Origin of the sequence: Castellaniella sp. S9, from assembly GCF_027257175.1 — a bacterium.
In the GTDB taxonomy this organism is placed as follows: Bacteria; Pseudomonadota; Gammaproteobacteria; order Burkholderiales; family Burkholderiaceae_B; genus Castellaniella.
On the sequence record NZ_JAPFGD010000006.1, the window covers coordinates 218,210 to 235,558 of the forward strand.

Genomic DNA, 17,349 nt, shown 5'->3' on the forward strand with positions numbered 1-17,349 from the left:
ATGGCTGCGTGTCGTCGCCAGGACGGCCAGGTGCTGGTGCTGGGCATGCTGCTGGCCGCCGCCCTGTCGCTGGCGCTGCTGCGCTATTTCTCGGCGGGCCAGGTGCTCGCGGCCAAGGTGCGGCAGGTTCACGGCCTGGATGCCGCGGCCTATAGCGGCGCGCTGGTCCAGGCCCGCGCGCTGAACATGCTGGCCTATTTGAACCGCGCGCAGCTTGCCCACCAACTGGCCATGGCGCACCTGGTGACCTTGGGCAGTTGGGCCTTGTTCGGCGGGGCCGAGGCGGGGCAGGTGGCGCGCGGCAATCCCCCGGCCCATCTGATCGGGATGCTGTTCGGGGCCGACCACGGGCGGGCCTACCTGGCCGCCGCCCGGGCGGCCGGGCTGGATGAATGGGCGCGTGAGGAGGGGGCACTGGGACGCGCCCACGCGGCCCATGACCGCCAAGTCCACGCTCTCTATGCGGGGCTGTCCCGCGATGTCGCGACGACGGCGCCCGAGGCCCGTATGGCGGCCATCCGTGCGGTTCTTCGGGCGCATTATCCCGAGCGGCCCGAGGGCGACCTGCGCGTGGCGCTCTTGCATGACGAATGGCCCGCGCTGCTGCGGCGGCATGCACCCGATCAGGATCTGCGCGAGCTGGTGCAGGGCATCGCCGGCCTGTATCCCTTCCTCGGACCGCGCGATCATACGGCCCGCAACGCCTGGGCGGTGGATGCCCGTTGCCCGATGCTGCGCCACCAGCTTCGGCGGCGCGGCCAGACGGCCATGGATGCCGCCGGCCGCTGGCAGGCGACGGACACCCAGTCCTTCCATGCCTTGCGGGCCAATCGCTGGATAGGGTGCTATTACCGCGAATATGCCATGGGCTGGGCCTGGATCCCCGCGCAGGCCGGCGCGATCATGGCGGGGGAATACTCGGACGCCGCGCCCGAGGATTTCTCCGAACAAGACTTCTGGCGCTGGGTCCAGGATGCCACCGACTGGAGCCTGCTCGACCAAAGCGACAACCCGATCGCCAATTCCTATGCGGTGCGGACCAGGCCAAAATGGCAGGCCGGCGGCCTGGCGCCGTATTACGACATGGCGTCGACCGGCCCCCAGGGCGTGGCGGGATTCGAGCTGCACTTGTCCATCGACGGTCCGGAAGGCCTGGTCGTGCAGACGCGCAGCGCCGCCCACAGCTACTTCGTCCGGCCAGGTCCCCGCGCGGACGGCCTGGACGAGGCCCCCAATCTCTTTCAACCTTATTGGTTGGCGCGGCTTGCGCCGATGCGGTCCGCGGCCTCGTCCGCCGGAGAGCTGACATGGCGATGACGGCGCAGCGCGGGCAGGCCCTGGTCGAAGCCCTGGTGGTGATGGGCGTTCTTGCCGGCGGCTGGCTGGCCGCCGCCTGGCTCGGCCGCTTGCGCGACATCGACTTGCAGGCTTTGCATGCGAGCCGCCATCAGGCTTTTGCTCACGCGCATCAAGGCGTGGCGGCGCCTGCGATGATGCCCGCGGATTCATATTTCACGGGTGCGGGGCAGCATTGGGCAAGCCGGCATGATGCCCCTGTGCTTGCCGGCGTCGGCGCTCGATGGCTCCAGGCGGCGCAGGCTCCTCATCGCCAGCTGGGCGATTCCGTCGCTGCCGGGCCGGCGATCCGCCGCGAGCTGCGGCTGGGGGATGAGGCCGTCCGGATCGCCGAGGTCGACCTGGCGACCGCAGGCGTCCAGGGCGTCGAGGGCGGCCTGCGCGACTTTGATCGCCGCGCGCTACGGTGGGTGCGCCATACCGCGATCCTGCGGGGTGAGGGGGCGGCGCCGGGGGATGCGCAGGTCCAGGCTGTGCTGGCGGGCGCAGGCACGCTGTGGGCGGATGCGGCGGGCCATTCAGCGGGGCTTGGGCGCAGCGTCGATGCGCGGATGCGGCCGGTGGATGCGCCCTGGGGCCGGGCCGGCCTGCAGGACGACTGGCTGACGCCCTGGGCGGGCATGCTGCCCGCCCGCCACCTGCGTATCGGGGAACAGCCATGAGGCTCATCCGGCTGTCCCGCGGCCTTGTGCTCGTGTTGACGCTCACAAGCCTTTGCGCCCATGCCGGCGCGCTCACGACTGGGCCGGGCGATGCGTGGCCGGATTGGCGCTGGGGGCCGCGGCAGGATGTCGATCTCCCGGGCGCGCGGCTGACCCAGCACCCGTTCGAGGCCGACTCGCCACCCGCCCAGTCGGCCCGCCGGCTCGCGGGGCTACGCGATATGGTGTTCGATCGACTGGCGATCATCGAGGGCGGCATTGTCCTGTCCGGTGTCCGGGACGGCGCCCACTGGTTCGGCTGGTTGCGTCCGGGCGCCCGAGGCACACGGGGCATGGTGTCGGTGCTGACGCCCATACCGACTTCCGGGCAGGGGGCCGGCGTCCCCTTGCCCGCGGGCGTGCGAACACTGACCCGGGTGACCCAGCGCGAAGGCGCGGCACGGCTCACGATCGCCAGCCATGCGCATCCGGACGAGGCGGCCGGCCTGCGGCCCGCGATCCGGCGGCTGCTGGTTCATGACGGTTGGCGTCCCGCCGAGGCCGGTTGGCCCGGCGGCGAGGCCTGGCGGCGGCCGGGGGCATTCCTGCAGGTGCGCATCCAGCCGCAGGGGTCGCATTCGATCATCTGGACCTGGTATCGCGAGGGGGACGAACCATGAGACGGTTTCGGATGCCGCGCAGCGCCGTGCTGGGCGTGCTGGCCCTGTCTGCGGGCTTGCTGGCGGCCTGGGCGCTCGACGCCCACGTGCGCGAACGGGTCGCCGGCATCGAGGCGCGGGCCCGCGTACCCATGGCCGAACGCGTCGTGGCTGCGCACGATCTGCCGGCCGGCACCCGCCTGCGTGCCGAACATCTGGCCTTGCGTCGCATGCCGCTCGAATGGCTCAGCAGCGACAGTGTGCCGGCCGCGCGCCACGCCGGCCTGCTGGATACCGTACTGACGGCTCCGCTCAAGGCGGGCGATCCGGTCCTGCTGGCACACACCCAGGCCGCCGGCCCCGCGTTCTCCAGCCAGCTGGCTCTGGGCAGGCGTGCCATCACCTTGCCGGTCGACCAGATCAATTCCTTGTCGGGCCTGCTGCAGCCGGGGGACCTGATCGATTTGTATGTCTCCTTCGAATACCAGCGGCGCCGGATGACGGCACCGCTGCTGCAGGGGGTGCTGGTGTTGGCGACCGGCCGCGCCACTCGTTTCGACGGGGGCGCGGAAGGCACGTATTCCACTGTGACGCTCGATGCGGCGCCCGAGGATGTGGTCAAGCTCGTCGCCGCCCGGCAGGGCGGTTCGATCACGGCCATCCTCCGGCATCCGGACGATCCGCTGGCTGACCGCCGTGCGGTACGCGGCGACCTGGCCGCCTTGTTGGGCGTGGCCTCGGCGCCGCCACCGCCGCGCCGCAAGGGTGCCACGGTCGTCTATGGCACGAACGCGGGCGGACGCGTGCCGGGCCTGAACAGCCCGGCGCCCTCCGCGGCGCGGCCGGCGGGCCTGTTCGACCTGCCCGAGGCCCAGGCGCTGGCCAGCGCCTGGATGCAGGCGGCGCGCGACATGTCCGACGAGGCCGAACCATGATCGCCCGCCGGATTGCGGCTCCCCGCCTCGCGGGCGGGATCCCGCGCCGCGCGCAACGCGCGCGCGGCCGCTGGCTGGGCCTCTTGTGTTGTGCATGCGTGGCTGCCCGTATGGCGGTCGCCTTCGCCGATACGCAGCTGCCGATGCAGGTGGGCGAGGTTCGCGTGCTGGGCATTCCCGACGCGCTGCGGGTGGCCGTGGGCGATGGGCAGGTGCTCAAGGCCATCAGCACGGACGATCACGAGGTCATCGTCTTCGCGCGCCGCCAGGGTTCCAGCGCCCTGCACGTCTGGGCGGCCGATGGCCACGTCCATCGCTACATGGTCGAAGTCGCCGCCGAGGGCGCACGCCAATTGCAGCACGAACTGCGCGGCATGATCGAACGCATTCCCGGCGCGCGGGTCAGTGTCGTCGGGGACAAGCTGGTGGTCGAAGGCGATGACCTGTCCGATGCGGATCGCCAACGTGTGGCCGAACTCGGCCGGCGCTATCCCCAGTTGCTGGATTTCACCAGCACGGTCGGCTGGGACCGGATGGTCCTGCTCGATGTGCAGGTCGTCGAGGTCCCGCGTTCGCTGGCGCGCGAACTGGGGCTGCGCTGGTCCGCCGCGCCCGAGGGCGGGGTGAATGCATCGCTGGCCTGGGACGGCGGTTCCACGCGCCACGCGGACCGCCCGGGCCAGACCGTGGTGCCCATCGGTTTCCCGGCGCGGGCCTTGGCGGGCTACTTCGGGGTCAACGCGCTGCTCTCGGCCCGCATCGAGGCGCTGGCGCAGGAAGGGCGCGCCGTGGTGCTTGCACAGCCGCAACTGCTGGCGCGCAGCGGCGCCACCGCCGAGTTCCTCGCGGGGGGCGAAATGCCCTACAGCACGGTGGACCAGAATGGCCAGACCCGCACCGCCTTCAAGCCCTACGGCGTATCCTTGCGCATCACCCCCTCGGTCGAGCGCGGCGGCGCGGTGCGCTCGCGCATCGAGGTCGAAGTCAGCTCCATCGATACCACGCTGTCGGTGCCCGAGGGCCCGTCGCTCAAGACCCGGCGCGCCGCCACCGAATTCAACGTCCGCTCCGGTGAAACCCTGGTATTGGCCGGCTTCCTGTCGCGTGATGTTTCCAGCAATATCGACAAGATTCCCGGCCTGGGCGACCTGCCGGTCTTGGGCGCGCTGTTTCGGTCGACCCGTTTCCAGCGCAACGAAACAGAGCTCGCCATTCTCGTGACGCCGGTGCTGGTTTCGGCCCAGCATCCCGGTACGCGCTTGCGCGCGGAGCGGGCCGCCTCGATTCTGCGCCAGGCGTTTCCCGAACCGACGCGCCTCATGCTGCCGGCCATGTCGGATCTGCCGCAGCCGCAGCCGACCGGGGATGGTGCCCGGTGGGATCCGCGCGGCCGTGGTCCCGGATCCCAATGGCGCGCGGGGGGCGGACCATGATGGACGTCGTCCTGGAATTCGAGGACGGCCGGCGGATTCCCCAACGCCTCGCGCTGCCCTTGTCCATCGGCCGGGACGAGGACAGCGGCCTGCGGATCCGCGCCTGGCGCGTCGCCCGGCGCCACGCGTGCATCATGATGCGCGAGGGCGAAGTCTGGATCGAGGATTTCGGTTCGCTGGCGGGCACGGAGGTCAATGGACGGCGCGTCGCCCTGTATGGCCCTCTGGATGTGAACGACGAGATCGTCATCGGTCCTTGCCTGTTGCGCGTGCTGGCCTTGCCCGGTTCGTCGCGTCGTCCGCTGCGGGCGCCCTCCGGCGCTGCGGTATCCGGCCCCGTCCCCGGTCCTGACTCCCGGCATGGGAATGATCCGGCGACACCGATCTCTGCCGAGGATGCGCCGGCGCCGATCGCCGAGCCGCACGAGAGGCGCTTGCCGGCGGCCGAGGGGCTGGCGTTGCGCCGCCGCTTGCATGATCGCCTGATCGAGGCCTTGCAGCTCAGGCGCCGGGACATCGGCCTGATGAGCGACGAAGCCTTGCGGGCCGAGGCGGCAAAAGTCCTGTCGGCCCTGATTGCCGAGGACGAGGCGCCGCCGCCGGACCATGAGCGCGGCGCGCTCGTGCGTGACCTGCTCGACGAGGCCGTGGGTCTGGGACCGCTGGAGGCTTTGCTGGCCGATCCAGAGATCACCGAGATCATGGTGAACCGGCATGACGAGATCTTCATCGAGGCCCGCGGCCGGCTGCGGCGCCACCCGCGCGCCTTCAGCAGCGAGCAGGCCGTGCTGGGGGTGATCGAGCGCATCGTGGCGCCTCTGGGCCGGCGCATCGACGACAGCTCGCCCATGGTCGATGCGCGCCTGCGCGACGGTTCGCGGGTCAATGCGGTGATCGCCCCGATCGCCCTGCGGGGCGCCAGCCTCACCATACGCAAATTCCCCGCGCGGCGGCTGGGCATGGCGGATCTGCTGGCCGTGGGCGCCCTGGACGCGTCCATCGCCGAATTCCTGCAGGCTTGCGTGCGCCATAAAAAGAACCTGATCGTCTCCGGCGGGACGGGGTCCGGCAAGACCAGCCTCCTCAATATTCTCTCGAATGCGATTCCGGAGGGCGAGCGCGTGGTGACCATCGAGGATGCGGCGGAGCTTCGCCTGAATCACCAGCACCTGGTCAGCCTGGAGGCCAGGCCGGCCAACCTGGAGGGCCGCGGGCGGATCGAGATCCGCGATCTGGTGCGCAATGCCCTGCGCATGCGGCCGGACCGTATCGTCGTCGGCGAATGCCGGGGCGGCGAGGCCTTCGACATGCTGGCCGCCATGAACACGGGGCACGAGGGATCCCTCACTACCCTGCACGCGAACAGTCCGCGCGATGCGCTGGGCAGGCTCGAGACCATGATCCTCATGGCCGGGATGGACCTGCCGTTGGCGGCGGTGCGCGAGCACGTCGCCTCCAGCATCGACGTCATCGTCCAGTTGTCGCGCACGCCGGACGGCCGCCGCATGGTGAGTTCCGTGGTGGAGCTCACCGGCATGGAAGGCGGGCGCATCCAGCTGCAGGAACTCTTCCATGGGCAGGCCGGGCCGCCCGCGCTGTATGCGGGCTGTGGCATCCTGCCGGATTGCTTCGCGCAGCAGCCCCATGCCTTCGAGGCCTCGTTATTCTCGCGTCGTACGGTGTGCGAGGACGGTCAGGCCGCCGCTTTCGGGGAATCTCCATGAGCTTGTGGTGGACACTGGTCCCGGTCTTCTGCCTGGCCGCGGGCGGCGCCTGGTGGGCGCTGGGCGCCCTGGCGCGCGGCTGGCGGGTCTATGAAACCAGCCTGAAGGAGGACGCTCGTGTCCAGCTCGATGAATTCTTCCTGTTCCTGGATCCCGCGCACCTGTGGGCGGCCTTGACCGTTGCGGGTCTTGCTGTCGGGATCCTGCTGGCCTGGATCGCCGGGCAATGGTGGCTGGGACCCGCCGCCGTGGCGCTGGCGCTGCCGATGCCGCGGCTTGCTTTGCGGCGCTTCAGGACGCGGCGCGCCCGCCGCTTCGACGAGCAATTGCCCGAACTGGTCCAGGCGCTGGCGGGCGCCTTGCGGGCGGGATCCGGTCTGCAGCCCGCCTTGCGGCACATCGTGTCGCGCTCCCCGGCGCCGCTGTCCCAGGAGTTCGGCTTGCTGCTGCGCGAACAGCGCATGGGCCTCGGTTTTCAAGAGGCGCTGGCGCACCTGCGCACGCGCATGCCGACGGAGGCCTGCGGGCTGGTGGTGTCCGCCCTGGGCGTTGCGGCGCAAAGCGGCGGCGGCCTGTCCGATACCCTGGAGGGCATTGCGCAGACCTTGCGGGCGCGTCACCATTGGCAGGGCAGGGTGCGCGCCCTGACCGCGCAGGGCCGCCTGCAGAGCTGGGTCATGGCCGGCTTGCCGCTGGCCATGATCGCGATCCTGCATCGCCTCGAGCCCGAGGCCATGGCGCTGCTGTGGACGACCGTGCCGGGATGGATGGTGCTGTCGGCGGTCCTGGCCCTCGAGGTCCTGGGCATCGTGCTGATCCAGCGCATCATGGCGATCGATCTCTGAGGGCCCGGCCATGTTCTGGATGGGTCTGGTCCTGGCCGTGCTGGCCGTCATCGCGGGATGCTGGAGCCTGGGTGGACCCTGGGCGCGATGGCGGGCGGCCGATCCCGGCCCGATGTCGCGAGGGGCGTGGATCTGGCCCTGGGTGTGTGCCCTCGAGCCTTGGTGCGTCTGGCTGGTGTCCTGGCGCATGCGGCGGCGATTCGGTCCGCGCATGCGCCAGGCGGGCGTGGGCGATGCCTGGCGGGTCGAACAGTGGATGGCGTTGCGCGTGTTGGCCGGCGCGTCGACGGGCATCGGGCTGGGCGCCGCCTGCCTGCTGGCCGGCCTGGATGGGGCCGCGTCGGTGGTGCTGGCGGCCTTGGCGGTGTTGGGTGGGTCATGGTTGCCGGACCAAGGCCTGCGGCGGCGCACGGCCTCGCGGCTGGCGCGCATGCAGCGCGAGCTGCCCTTCATGCTGGACCTGATGACGCTGTGCGTCGAGGCGGGCCTCAGCCTGCATGCGGCCCTGCGCCAGGTGGCCGAGCACGCGCCCCAGGGCCCGCTGCGCCAGAGCCTGCGCGAGGCCTTGGCGGCCATGCGCGCCGGTGTGGCCCGCGACCGCGCACTGGACCAGTGGGCTCAGGCCTGCATGGTGCCCGCGGTGCGCAGCCTGGTGCTGGCACTGGGCCAGGCCGATCATCTGGGCATGAGCCTCGGGCCGATCCTGCGGGCGCAGGCGGCCCAGCAGCGCAGCGAACGCTTCCTGCGGGCCGAAAAGCTCGCCCTCGAGGCGCCCGTCAAGATGCTGTTCCCGATGGTGTTCTGCATTTTCCCCTGCACCTTCCTGGTCATCGGCTTTCCGGTTGCGGTCAAGCTGATGGACATGGCATGAAGGGCGTGCTTCAGGTCCGCGTCGCCCGCGGCGTCCTCGGCCGACTGTACGGCTTGCATGGCTTGCCGCCCGCGGATCCCGGGGTGCCGCGCGCCCTGGTCCTGCAGCCCTGCCGCGCCGTGCATACGCTAGGCCTGCGCGGCCCGATCGACGTGGTGTTCCTTGGCCCCGGAAACCGCATCCTGCGCCATGTCCCGAGCCTGCGGCCCAATCGCTGGGCGATCGACTGGCGCGCCCGCGCCGTGGTCGAATTGCCCGCCGGCTATTGCGCCGGCTCGTCCTGGTCCGCCGTGCTGTCCCAGGCGCTGCGCGATTCGAAGATCATCACGTAGGCGGGATAAAAGCTGCAATACAGCACGGCGGCCACCAGGATGTTGCCCGGCACCAGGATCCATTGCAGCAGGCTGGTGGACACGCCCGCCTCGACCAGCATGTCGACCACGGCCTGCATCCCGTAGAACAGCCCGACCCAGCTGAGGGCATACAGCAGAAAGCCCCATTTGTTGCGCCAGCAGGCCACCATGGAAAAGAACAAGGCGCGGGCCAGCGGGACGCGATGCCAGCCGATCAGCGCGGGCGTGTGCCAGAACAGGGCCGACAGCAGCAGGTACAGCACGCCGAACACCGCCAGGGGCGCGCGGATGGCCGAGGCCATGGCGGCATAGTCGATCTGGCCCTGGTCGTCGATGGTGCCCGACAAGGACGAGACGAAGGGCAGGGTGGCGATCAGGGCCGCCGCGAGGCTGGCGGCCAGGTAGGCCAGGCCCAGGCGCGTCAACCGGCCGGTCACCCCGGGCGTGCGCAGTGGCTGCAGCCACATGCCGGGCAGCATGCGCACGCCGCGGTCGATGTTGCGGCAGGCGCACAGGGTCAGGAAGGTCAGCAGCGGGGTGAAGGTGATCAGCGCCAGCTGGCCCAGCAGCGGGATCGCCGAGGCCAGCATGATGACGAAGCTGGTCAGCACGCTCCAGAAGAACATCGCCAGGGGCTGGCGGCGGAACAGTTCGTAGCCCTGGGCGATCCAGGACCAGCCGGCGGAGACGGGCAATATGGCGGCTTGCATGGCGGGACTTCAGGGTAGTGTGGGGGCGGGCCGGGTCGTCCGCAGGCGCAGGATACGCTCGAAATGGCGCGGATCGTGCGGTTTGAGGGTCTGGGCCGGGCGCGGCAGGTGGAAATCGTACAGGCGCGAGACCCAGAAGCGCAGGGCGGCCGCGCGCAGCATGGCGGGCCAGGCCTCGCGCTCCGCCTCGGTGAAAGGGCGCACCTCGTGGTAGGCGCGCAGCCAGGCGTCCACGCGCTTGTGGATGAAGGCGCCGGTGGCGCGCTGGATGCACCAATCGTTGACGCTGACTGCCACGTCGAACAGCCAGGTGTCGCAGCCCGCGAAATAAAAATCGATGAAGCCGCCCATGTGCGGCGTCTCGTAGGTGCCGTCGAACAGGACGTTGTCGCGAAACAGGTCGCAGTGCGACGGCCCCTCGGGCAGGCGCGCATAGACCGGCCCGGCGGCGAATGCGATCTGTTCGTCCAGGCTGCGGTTCAGCAGCTCCGCCTGCTCGCCGCTGAGGAAGGGCTGCAGCCTGGGCGCGGTTTCGCGCCACCAGGGCAGGCCGCGCAGATTGGGCTGGCGGATGTCGAAATCCCGCCCGGCCAGGTGCGCCTGCGCCAGGGTGCGGCCGGCCAGCGCGCAGTGCGTGGGGCTGGGTTCCGGTTCGTAGCCGCCCGACAGGCGCGTGACGATGGCCGTGGGCTTGCCGTGCAGTTCGGTGATGCGGGTGCCGTCGCGCAGGGTCTGCGGCTGGGGCACGGGCACGCCCCGGCCGGCCAGGTGGTGCATGAGCTCGATGTAGAACGGCAGCTGGGCGGCCGTCAGGACCTCGAACAGCGTCAGCACGTATTCGCCGCGCGTGGTGTCGAGGAAATAATTGGTGTTCTCGATGCCGGCGGTGATCCCGCGCAGGGCGACGAGTTCGCCCAGGTCATAGCGTTGCAGCAGTGCCTGCGCGTCGGCGTCGGATACGGGGGTGAATACGGCCATGGAAGATGCGTGCGGCCGCCTGGGGCCGAAAGTGGTCGAACACTGGATTTTAGTCTACCCGCGCGCCTTGCGTGGGCGCCTGCCGCCCGCACGGTAAAATATGAATTCGTTACCGGAACCTATCGTATGTCCCAGTTGCCCGATGCCGGCGCCGAGGCGGCACCCTGGCGTCTGTGCGTGGCGCCGATGATCGATGTCACCGACCGCCATTGCCGCTATTTCCACCGCCTGCTGGCCCCCCAGGCCCGCCTGTATACCGAGATGGTCACCACCGGCGCCTTGCTGCATGGCGACGCGGGCCGCCACCTCGACTTCGACGCGGCCGAGCATCCCGTGGCCCTGCAGCTGGGCGGCAGCGAGCCCGCCGACCTGGCCCATTGCGCGCGGCTGGGCCAGCAATGGGGCTATGACGAGATCAACCTGAACTGTGGCTGCCCGTCCGAGCGGGTGCAGCGCGGCGCCTTCGGCGCCTGCCTGATGGCCGAGCCGGCCCTCGTGGCCGATTGCGTGCGCGCCATGCGCGACGCGGTCTCGGTGCCGGTCACCGTCAAGCATCGCCTGGGGCTGGACTACGACGATTCCTATGGTTTCGTGCGGGACTTCGTCGGCGCCGTGTTCGAGGCCGGCTGCCGCGTGTTCATCGTGCATGCGCGCAATGCGGTGCTCAAGGGCCTGTCGCCCAAGGACAACCGGGAAAAGCCGCCGCTGCGCTACGAGGACGCCTTGCGCCTGCGCCGGGATTTTCCCGGGGCGCGCTTTGTCCTCAACGGCGGCCTGTCGGGCGTGGAGGACAGTCTCGAATGGATGGGGCGGTTCGACGGCGTCATGCTGGGGCGCGCGGCCTGGCACCATCCGGACGTCCTGTCCGAACTGAATCGACGGATTGCGCCCGACCAGGCCATTCTCCCGCCCGAGCAGGTCCTCGAGGCCTTTGCCGGCTATGCCGCGCGCCGGGTGGCGGACGGCGCGCCCCTGCACATCGTGCTGCGTGGCATATTGGGTTGGCGCGCCGGATTGCCGGGTGCGCGCCGGTGGCGGCGCATCCTGTCGGATACGGCGGCTTTGCGTGCCGAGGGGCCCGCGATCCTGCGGCGTGCCTGGGCCGAACTGGGCCCCGATCAGGCCTTGCTTTGTTCGGCGGGGTCCGCGGGCCAGTCGCGGATGTAGGCCTTGAGCATGTCGTTTTCGAACTGCTGCGCCTCGACGATGGCGCGCGCCATGTCGTAGAACGAGATCACGCCCATCAGGGTGGGGCCGTCCATGACCGGGATATAGCGGGCGTGTTTGTCCAGCATCAGGCGCTGGACCTCGTCGGCGTCGGTGTTGGGCGTGACGCTGACCGGGGCATCGTCCATGATGCTGCGCACCGTGAAGTCGCCGGCCTCGCCGTCGTGGGCGTGGAAATGGCGAATGATTTCGCGGAACGTCAGCATGCCGACCAACTGGCCGTGCTCCATGATGACGAGCGAGCCGATGTCGAATTGGCTCATGGATTCGATCGCCTGGCGCACCGGCATGTCCGGCGAGCCCGTATACAGAGTGTGCCCCTTGACACGCAGGATTTCGTTGACTTTGAGCATGGTGTCGTCCCTCGCTTGCCGCTCAGTGATTCACTTTTCGGTATTTTGCATCATCGTACCGGTTTCCGGTAGGAAATCCAGGAACAGGCGCTCGAGAGTGGGGGGGCGTCCCGCCAGGGTGGCCGACAGCGCCTCGGCGATCTGCGGGGTGAGGCCCTCCTGGGCGCGATCGATGAGCAGGCGATTGAGGACCGGCCCCAGGTCGGCCTGGTCCGGATCGCATGACAGCACCCACAGGTCGGCGTCCTGCGCGGGCACCACGTAGCCCAGGTCCCGCAGGGCGCGCAGGGTCTGGTGCAGGGCGTCCGGGTGCGCGTTCAGGCGTTGTTCCAGGAAATTGAGGCTGCGCCCCGGCGGCGTGCCGCCGCGTGCGCGCCACAGGATGTGCAGGATGTGGATGGCGTCGACCAGGGGCGCGCCTGGCCGCCTGAGGACCGCCCAGCGCCGATGGCGCAGGGCGGGCAGCAGCGAGGCCACCATGGCGCCCATCAGCACGACCAGCCACGACAGATAGATCCACAACAGAAAGATCGGCAGCGTGGCGAAGGCGCCGTAGATGACGGTGTAGGAGGGAAAGCGCGTCAGGTACCAGGTAAAGCCGCCCTTCATGATGGCCAGGATGATCGCCGTGCCCGCGCCGCCCATGAGTGCGTCGCGCCACCGCACGCGGCAGTTGGGGACGAAGACGAACAGCGCGGTGAATCCCAGTGCCGAGATCACCACTGGTACGACGTTCAGCAGCAGGCTGAGCCAGTCGGGCAGTTGGCCGATGTAGCCGAGGGACTCGCGCGCCAGCACTGTCGTGGCCCAGAGGCTGGCCCCCGTGAGGATGGGCCCCAGCGAGATGATCGCCCAGTAGACCAGCAGGCGCTGGCGCAGCGGGCGCTGTTTTTCCACGCGCCAGATCTCGTTGAAGGCCTCGTCGATCGTCATGATCAGCATGATCGAGGTCACCATCAGGAACACCCCGCCCACTGCCGTCAGCCCGGAGGCCTGCGCGGCGAACTGGTTCAGGTAGCTCATGATGGTGTCCGAGAACGACGGCGGCAGCAGGCTTTCGCTGAGGAAAGTCTCGAGCGCCACGCGGAACTCGGAAAACAGCGGGAAGGCGGTGAACAGCGACAGCACCACCGCCAGCAGCGGCACGATGGCCAGCACCGTCGTGAACGTCAGGCTGGATGCCGCGCGCGTGAGTTTCTTTTCACCGGCGTATTCCAGCGTGAACCGCAGGATGTCCATGGCGCGGGCGCGCGCGTCGGTGGACGGGGAGGGATCCGGGGATGTCTTCATGGTCGGCCGGATAATGGGTTTCGAGTCATAATAACAGCATGAAAGTCGAGCTCAGCGCCAAGTTGCACTGGATGGCCGTGGCCTGCCTGGCCGCCCTGATCATTCTGTGCGTCGGATGGGAATTGTGGTGGGCGCCCTTGCGGCCAGGCGGGTCGCTGCTGGCCTTGAAGGCCGTGCCTCTGTTGTTCGCCGTGCGCGGCGTGCTCAAGGGCAGCCTCTACACCATGCAATGGACCGCGATGCTCAGCCTGCTCTACCTGATGGAGGGGCTGGTGCGCGCCTGGTCAGACCTGCAGCCGGTCTCCGCCGCGCTGGCGGGGCTGGAGGCCGCGCTCGCCCTCGGACTGTACCTCGGCGCCATTTTCTACGTGCGCCCGGCCAAGCAGGCGGCCCGCCATGGATAAGTGGCTGGCGGGGCTGCGGATCGGCAATTCCTTCGCGGACTTGCCCGAGGCGTTCTACTCGCGCGTTTCGCCGATGCCGCCGGGCGCGCCGCGCCTGTTGCACGCGAACCCGGACGTGGCCCGTTTGCTGGGCCTGGACGAGGACGTGCTGCAGTCCGCCGACTTTCTTGCCTTGTGCGCCGGGCAGATCCCGCTGCCCGGCGGGCAGACGATCGCCACCGTGTACAGCGGCCACCAGTTCGGCGTCTGGGCCGGCCAGCTGGGTGACGGGCGCGCGCATCTGCTGGGCGAGATCCACGGTCCCACGGGCGCATGGGAGATCCAGCTCAAGGGCTCGGGCCGCACGCCCTATGCGCGCATGGGCGACGGGCGCGCCGTGCTGCGCTCCAGCGTGCGCGAGTACCTGGCCAGCGAGGCCATGGCGGGCCTCGGGATCCCGACCACGCGCGCCCTGGCCCTGGTGGTCTCGGACGATCCCGTCTACCGTGAAACCGTCGAGACCGCCGCCGTGGTGACGCGGGTGTCGCCCAGTTTCCTGCGTTTCGGCCATTTCGAGCATTGGGGCCATACGCACGCGCGCCAGAAGGCCTTGCTGGACCATGCGGTGGATCGTTTCTTTCCCGAGTGCCGCCAGGCGGGCGAGGGGCCGGACGACACGCCGGCGATCACCCTGGCGTTCCTGCGCGAGGTGGTGCGGCGCACTGCGGTTCTGATCGCCCACTGGCAACTGGCGGGTTTCTGCCACGGTGTGATGAACACCGACAATATGTCCATCCTGGGGCTGACCCTGGACTACGGGCCCTATGGCTTCATGGACCGGTTCAATGCGCGCCACATCTGCAATCATACGGATACCGGCGGGCGCTATGCCTGGAATGCGCAGCCCGCCGTGGCGCACTGGAACCTCTATCGCCTGGCCGGCAGCCTGATGGTGCTCGGTTGCGACGGCGAGTCCTTGCAGGACTGCATCAAGCCCTTCGAGGCCGAGTTCCTGGGGGCGTTCCATCAAGGCCTGGCGCGCAAGTTCGGCTTGCGCGATTGGCGCGAGGGCGACGGCGAACTGGCCGATGCCTGGTGGTCCCTGCTGCACGAGCAATCCGCCGATTTCACCTTGGCGTTCCGGCACCTGGCCGATGCGGACGAGGCGCCCGAGGCGTTCCTGGCGCTGTTCGCGGATCCCGCCGCGGCGCAGGCCTGGCTGGAGCGCTATCGCGCGCGCCTGGCCGCGCAGGACTGGGACGCCCTCGCGCGGCGCGCCGACATGCGGCGCGCAAACCCGCTGTATGTGCTGCGCAACCATCTGGCCCAGCGCGCCATCGAGGCGGCGCAGCACGGCGACGCCTCGGAGATCGACCGCCTGCTGTCCCTGCTGCGCGATCCGTACACCGAACGGCCCGGCATGGCGGATTATGCGGCGCCGCCGCCGACGGGCGCGCCGGCCGTCGCGGTCAGTTGTTCGTCCTGAAGGTCACCTCACAAGGAGTCTCCGATGTCCCGTTCCGTGGTCCTGGCGTATCGCGAATTGCCGCCCGACCAATTGGCCCGCCTGCGCGCCGAACACGAGGTGATCCAGGCCGATCCCTTCCTGCCCGGTCAGGAGGCGGCTTTTTTCGAGGCCCTGGGCCGGGCCTCGGGCATGATCGGCGCCTTGTACCCGGTGGGGGCGGACCTGCTGGCGCGGGCGCCGGCCTTGCGGGTCGTGTCCTCGATATCGGTGGGCGTGGATGCTTACGACCAGGAGGCGCTGGCCGAACGCGATATCGTGCTGTGCCATACCCCCCGGGTGCTGGATGAGACGGTCGCCGACCTCTTGATGGGCATGGTGCTGGCCATGGGGCGCCGCATTCACGAACTGGCCGACCATGTGCGCGCGGGCCAGTGGGACGGCAACGTGGGGCCGGCGCTTTTTGGCTGGGACGTGCATGGCAAGACCCTGGGCGTGCTGGGCTATGGGCGCATCGGGCACGCGGTGGCGCGCCGCGCCGCGCTGGGGTTCGGGATGCCGGTGTTGTACTGCGCGCGCTCGCCGCGCGACAGCGGCCTGCCCGAGGGCGCCGCGCGGCAGGTGCAGCTGCCCGAGCTGCTGAGCGAATCCGATTTCCTGGTGGTGGTCCTGCCGCTCAGCGGCGAGACCCGCGGCCTGCTGGGCGAGGCCGAGTTCGCCCGCATGAAGCCCGGCGCCTTTCTGATCAATGGCGGCCGCGGCGCGGTCCTGCAGGAGGACGCCCTGATCCGCGCCCTGGACGAGGGCAAGCTGCGGGGGGCGGCGCTGGACGTCTTCGCCACCGAACCGCTGCCGCTCGATTCGCCGCTGCGCACGCACCCCAAGGTGCTGCCCCTGCCGCACGTGGGCTCGGCCACCCACGAGACCCGCCATGCGATGGCGGAAATGGCCACCAGCAACCTGCTCATGGCGCTGCGCGGCGAAACGCCCCTGGCGGCATATCCGCTCCGCCGCCGATCCTGAATGGCGGGTCGGCCGGGGCGGTGCTGCGGCCGCTGTGTGCCGGGCGGCGCATGCCCGCCCAGTGTTCGATGGGCTGTGGATGACCGAATAGCCAGCCCTGGGCACGGCGGATTCCCTGCCCGTACAGCAAGCCGGCCTGGGTTTCGGTCTCCACGCCTTCCGCGACGATCGACAGGCCCAAGGCGCGGGCGAGCGCGCATAGGTGATGGATGACCAATGAGGCGGCGGGCGACGTACCGATCCTCTGGGACAGGCTGCGATCGATCTTGATGCCGTCGAGCTCCAGCATCAATAAGGCCTGCAGGTTTGCGTAGCCGGTGCCGAAGTCATCGATGACCACCTGGATGTCCATCGCCCGCAGGGCCTTGATGACGGGGCCGCAGCGCTCGGGGTCCAGGAGGCTGCGCTCGGTCAGCTCGACCGACAGGCGCAGTCGGCCGCCGGTCGTGTCTTGCAGCGCGCGGAGCATGTCCACCGTGTCGGCGGCCTGGATGTCGGCGGCCGACAGATTGATCGACAACTGGCTGATTGCGGTGGGGACGGCCCGACAGTCGCGGGCCGCCAGGTCGCACACCCGCTGCGTGATCTCGCGGATCAGGCCGATCTGCTCGGCGATGGGGATGAAGATGTCGGGTCCGACGTCCGCTCCGGGCCAGCGGATGAGGGCTTCCACGCCGATCTGGCGTCGAGTGCGCAGGTCGACGATGGGCTGGTAGGCGAGGCGGAATTCATCGTGGTCCAGCGCGTGCCGGAACAATGTTTCGGGCATGGGGCTCGTTGCCATGTTCCTCGCCTTCCTCCTGGAGTCAACCGGCGCTCGCGCCGGCCGGGAATCGGTGCTCGATTTCCGGCCTGATGCGGAAGGCCCGGTCTTGGCGGATCGCCGTTATTATTCTGGTCAAATGAATTCCCTGCGGATAAGATACGCATGCGGCGGATGACTGTGGCATGTGATCTACGTAGCCAGACGCGCCTATTCGAGGGGCTGTTCCCACCTCATGAATTCCTTGTCGTTAAGGGCAATCTAACGTCCGTACCCATGTACGGAGTCAAGGAATTCGTGAGGTGCTGCATTGAATATCGGCCGTGTTGCAAAGCTCGCT

At 69.5% G+C, this 17,349-nt stretch carries 18 protein-coding genes; 13 read left to right on the forward strand and 5 right to left on the reverse strand.

The features are described 5' to 3' along the window. The 9 genes from OOZ48_RS11905 (at position 1) to OOZ48_RS11945 (ending at position 8,796) form a co-directional block, all read left to right on the forward strand. A complete protein-coding gene (locus tag OOZ48_RS11905) occupies positions 1-1,317 on the forward strand; it encodes a hypothetical protein (protein ID WP_269498566.1) in 1,317 nt (438 codons plus the stop codon). Further along, positions 1,308-2,018 carry a hypothetical protein gene (locus tag OOZ48_RS11910; RefSeq protein WP_269498568.1) on the forward strand — a complete coding sequence of 237 codons (711 nt, stop codon included), beginning with the start codon at positions 1,308-1,310 and terminating at the stop codon, positions 2,016-2,018. Before OOZ48_RS11905 ends, OOZ48_RS11910 begins: the two co-directional genes overlap by 10 nt. Further along, complete coding sequence (locus tag OOZ48_RS11915) at positions 2,015-2,677, forward strand: hypothetical protein (protein WP_269498570.1); 663 nt, start codon at positions 2,015-2,017, stop codon at positions 2,675-2,677. Before OOZ48_RS11910 ends, OOZ48_RS11915 begins: the two co-directional genes overlap by 4 nt. Beyond that, positions 2,674-3,591 (forward strand): Flp pilus assembly protein CpaB, encoded by a 918-nt coding sequence (cpaB, locus tag OOZ48_RS11920; RefSeq protein WP_269498572.1) that lies wholly within the window; start codon positions 2,674-2,676, stop codon positions 3,589-3,591. Before OOZ48_RS11915 ends, cpaB begins: the two co-directional genes overlap by 4 nt. A gap of 110 nt (positions 3,592-3,701) precedes the next feature. Continuing rightward, positions 3,702-5,024, forward strand: coding sequence for a type II and III secretion system protein family protein (locus tag OOZ48_RS11925; protein ID WP_269498573.1), 1,323 nt, complete (start codon positions 3,702-3,704; stop codon positions 5,022-5,024). Continuing rightward, on the forward strand, positions 5,021-6,748 hold the full coding sequence (locus tag OOZ48_RS11930; RefSeq protein ID WP_269498575.1) for an ATPase, T2SS/T4P/T4SS family: 1,728 nt from the start codon (positions 5,021-5,023) through the stop codon (positions 6,746-6,748). The genes OOZ48_RS11925 and OOZ48_RS11930 overlap by 4 nt, the downstream gene beginning before the upstream one ends. Next, on the forward strand, positions 6,745-7,593 hold the full coding sequence (locus tag OOZ48_RS11935; RefSeq protein ID WP_269498577.1) for a type II secretion system F family protein: 849 nt from the start codon (positions 6,745-6,747) through the stop codon (positions 7,591-7,593). The genes OOZ48_RS11930 and OOZ48_RS11935 overlap by 4 nt, the downstream gene beginning before the upstream one ends. A 10-nt stretch (positions 7,594-7,603) precedes the next feature. Beyond that, the gene (locus OOZ48_RS11940) at positions 7,604-8,464 is read left to right on the forward strand and encodes a type II secretion system F family protein (RefSeq protein ID WP_269498579.1); all 861 of its coding nucleotides are present in this window, start codon (positions 7,604-7,606) and stop codon (positions 8,462-8,464) included. Further along, positions 8,461-8,796 (forward strand): DUF192 domain-containing protein, encoded by a 336-nt coding sequence (locus OOZ48_RS11945; RefSeq protein WP_269498581.1) that lies wholly within the window; start codon positions 8,461-8,463, stop codon positions 8,794-8,796. Before OOZ48_RS11940 ends, OOZ48_RS11945 begins: the two co-directional genes overlap by 4 nt. Here the strand turns inward: OOZ48_RS11945 and OOZ48_RS11950 are convergent. Both OOZ48_RS11950 and OOZ48_RS11955 read right to left on the reverse strand, forming a co-directional pair. Next, a complete protein-coding gene (locus OOZ48_RS11950; RefSeq protein WP_269498583.1) occupies positions 8,727-9,527 on the reverse strand; it encodes a BPSS1780 family membrane protein in 801 nt (266 codons plus the stop codon). The genes OOZ48_RS11945 and OOZ48_RS11950 overlap by 70 nt on opposite strands. Before the next feature lie 9 nt (positions 9,528-9,536). After that, a complete protein-coding gene (locus tag OOZ48_RS11955; RefSeq protein ID WP_269498585.1) occupies positions 9,537-10,505 on the reverse strand; it encodes a homoserine kinase in 969 nt (322 codons plus the stop codon). 186 nt (positions 10,506-10,691) lie between these two features. Between OOZ48_RS11955 and dusA the strand changes: the two genes are divergently transcribed. Beyond that, positions 10,692-11,672 carry a tRNA dihydrouridine(20/20a) synthase DusA gene (gene dusA, locus OOZ48_RS11960; RefSeq protein ID WP_442867581.1) on the forward strand — a complete coding sequence of 327 codons (981 nt, stop codon included), beginning with the start codon at positions 10,692-10,694 and terminating at the stop codon, positions 11,670-11,672. Here dusA and OOZ48_RS11965 read toward each other — a convergent pair. Then, positions 11,624-12,085: a CBS domain-containing protein gene (locus OOZ48_RS11965; protein ID WP_269498589.1), complete on the reverse strand. Its 462-nt coding sequence runs from the start codon at positions 12,083-12,085 to the stop codon at positions 11,624-11,626. The two genes, dusA and OOZ48_RS11965, sit on opposite strands and share 49 nt — an antisense overlap. Positions 12,086-12,115: 30 nt before the next feature. Then, on the reverse strand, positions 12,116-13,375 hold the full coding sequence (locus OOZ48_RS11970) for a YihY family inner membrane protein (protein ID WP_442867577.1): 1,260 nt from the start codon (positions 13,373-13,375) through the stop codon (positions 12,116-12,118). A 38-nt stretch (positions 13,376-13,413) separates the two neighbouring features. On the opposite strand from OOZ48_RS11970, the gene OOZ48_RS11975 reads away from it, so the two are divergent. From OOZ48_RS11975 to OOZ48_RS11985, 3 genes are read left to right on the forward strand one after another with little or no spacing between them, the layout of a single operon-like run. Beyond that, positions 13,414-13,779 carry a DUF2069 domain-containing protein gene (locus OOZ48_RS11975; protein WP_269498591.1) on the forward strand — a complete coding sequence of 122 codons (366 nt, stop codon included), beginning with the start codon at positions 13,414-13,416 and terminating at the stop codon, positions 13,777-13,779. Continuing rightward, a complete protein-coding gene (locus tag OOZ48_RS11980; protein ID WP_269498592.1) occupies positions 13,772-15,244 on the forward strand; it encodes a protein adenylyltransferase SelO in 1,473 nt (490 codons plus the stop codon). Before OOZ48_RS11975 ends, OOZ48_RS11980 begins: the two co-directional genes overlap by 8 nt. A gap of 24 nt (positions 15,245-15,268) precedes the next feature. Then, a complete protein-coding gene (locus OOZ48_RS11985) occupies positions 15,269-16,246 on the forward strand; it encodes a 2-hydroxyacid dehydrogenase (protein ID WP_269498594.1) in 978 nt (325 codons plus the stop codon). Here OOZ48_RS11985 and OOZ48_RS11990 read toward each other — a convergent pair. Next, complete coding sequence (locus tag OOZ48_RS11990) at positions 16,188-17,030, reverse strand: EAL domain-containing protein (RefSeq protein ID WP_269498596.1); 843 nt, start codon at positions 17,028-17,030, stop codon at positions 16,188-16,190. The two genes, OOZ48_RS11985 and OOZ48_RS11990, sit on opposite strands and share 59 nt — an antisense overlap. Between the last annotated feature and the right edge of the window lie 319 nt (positions 17,031-17,349).

Bases quoted from the DNA above. Each gene is read 5' to 3' on its own strand.
- OOZ48_RS11905 (WP_269498566.1), top strand. From the start codon at position 1: ATGGCTGCGTGTCGTCGCCAGGACGGCCAGGTGCTGGTGCTGGGCATG.
- OOZ48_RS11910 (WP_269498568.1), top strand. From the start codon at position 1,308: ATGGCGATGACGGCGCAGCGCGGGCAGGCCCTGGTCGAAGCCCTGGTG.
- OOZ48_RS11915 (WP_269498570.1), top strand. From the start codon at position 2,015: ATGAGGCTCATCCGGCTGTCCCGCGGCCTTGTGCTCGTGTTGACGCTC.
- cpaB (WP_269498572.1), top strand. From the start codon at position 2,674: ATGAGACGGTTTCGGATGCCGCGCAGCGCCGTGCTGGGCGTGCTGGCC.
- OOZ48_RS11925 (WP_269498573.1), top strand. From the start codon at position 3,702: ATGGCGGTCGCCTTCGCCGATACGCAGCTGCCGATGCAGGTGGGCGAG.
- OOZ48_RS11930 (WP_269498575.1), top strand. From the start codon at position 5,021: ATGATGGACGTCGTCCTGGAATTCGAGGACGGCCGGCGGATTCCCCAA.
- OOZ48_RS11935 (WP_269498577.1), top strand. From the start codon at position 6,745: ATGAGCTTGTGGTGGACACTGGTCCCGGTCTTCTGCCTGGCCGCGGGC.
- OOZ48_RS11940 (WP_269498579.1), top strand. From the start codon at position 7,604: ATGTTCTGGATGGGTCTGGTCCTGGCCGTGCTGGCCGTCATCGCGGGA.
- OOZ48_RS11945 (WP_269498581.1), top strand. From the start codon at position 8,461: ATGAAGGGCGTGCTTCAGGTCCGCGTCGCCCGCGGCGTCCTCGGCCGA.
- OOZ48_RS11950 (WP_269498583.1), bottom strand. From the start codon at position 9,527: ATGCAAGCCGCCATATTGCCCGTCTCCGCCGGCTGGTCCTGGATCGCC.
- OOZ48_RS11955 (WP_269498585.1), bottom strand. From the start codon at position 10,505: ATGGCCGTATTCACCCCCGTATCCGACGCCGACGCGCAGGCACTGCTG.
- dusA (WP_442867581.1), top strand. From the start codon at position 10,692: ATGATCGATGTCACCGACCGCCATTGCCGCTATTTCCACCGCCTGCTG.
- OOZ48_RS11965 (WP_269498589.1), bottom strand. From the start codon at position 12,085: ATGCTCAAAGTCAACGAAATCCTGCGTGTCAAGGGGCACACTCTGTAT.
- OOZ48_RS11970 (WP_442867577.1), bottom strand. From the start codon at position 13,375: ATGAAGACATCCCCGGATCCCTCCCCGTCCACCGACGCGCGCGCCCGC.
- OOZ48_RS11975 (WP_269498591.1), top strand. From the start codon at position 13,414: ATGAAAGTCGAGCTCAGCGCCAAGTTGCACTGGATGGCCGTGGCCTGC.
- OOZ48_RS11980 (WP_269498592.1), top strand. From the start codon at position 13,772: ATGGATAAGTGGCTGGCGGGGCTGCGGATCGGCAATTCCTTCGCGGAC.
- OOZ48_RS11985 (WP_269498594.1), top strand. From the start codon at position 15,269: ATGTCCCGTTCCGTGGTCCTGGCGTATCGCGAATTGCCGCCCGACCAA.
- OOZ48_RS11990 (WP_269498596.1), bottom strand. From the start codon at position 17,030: ATGGCAACGAGCCCCATGCCCGAAACATTGTTCCGGCACGCGCTGGAC.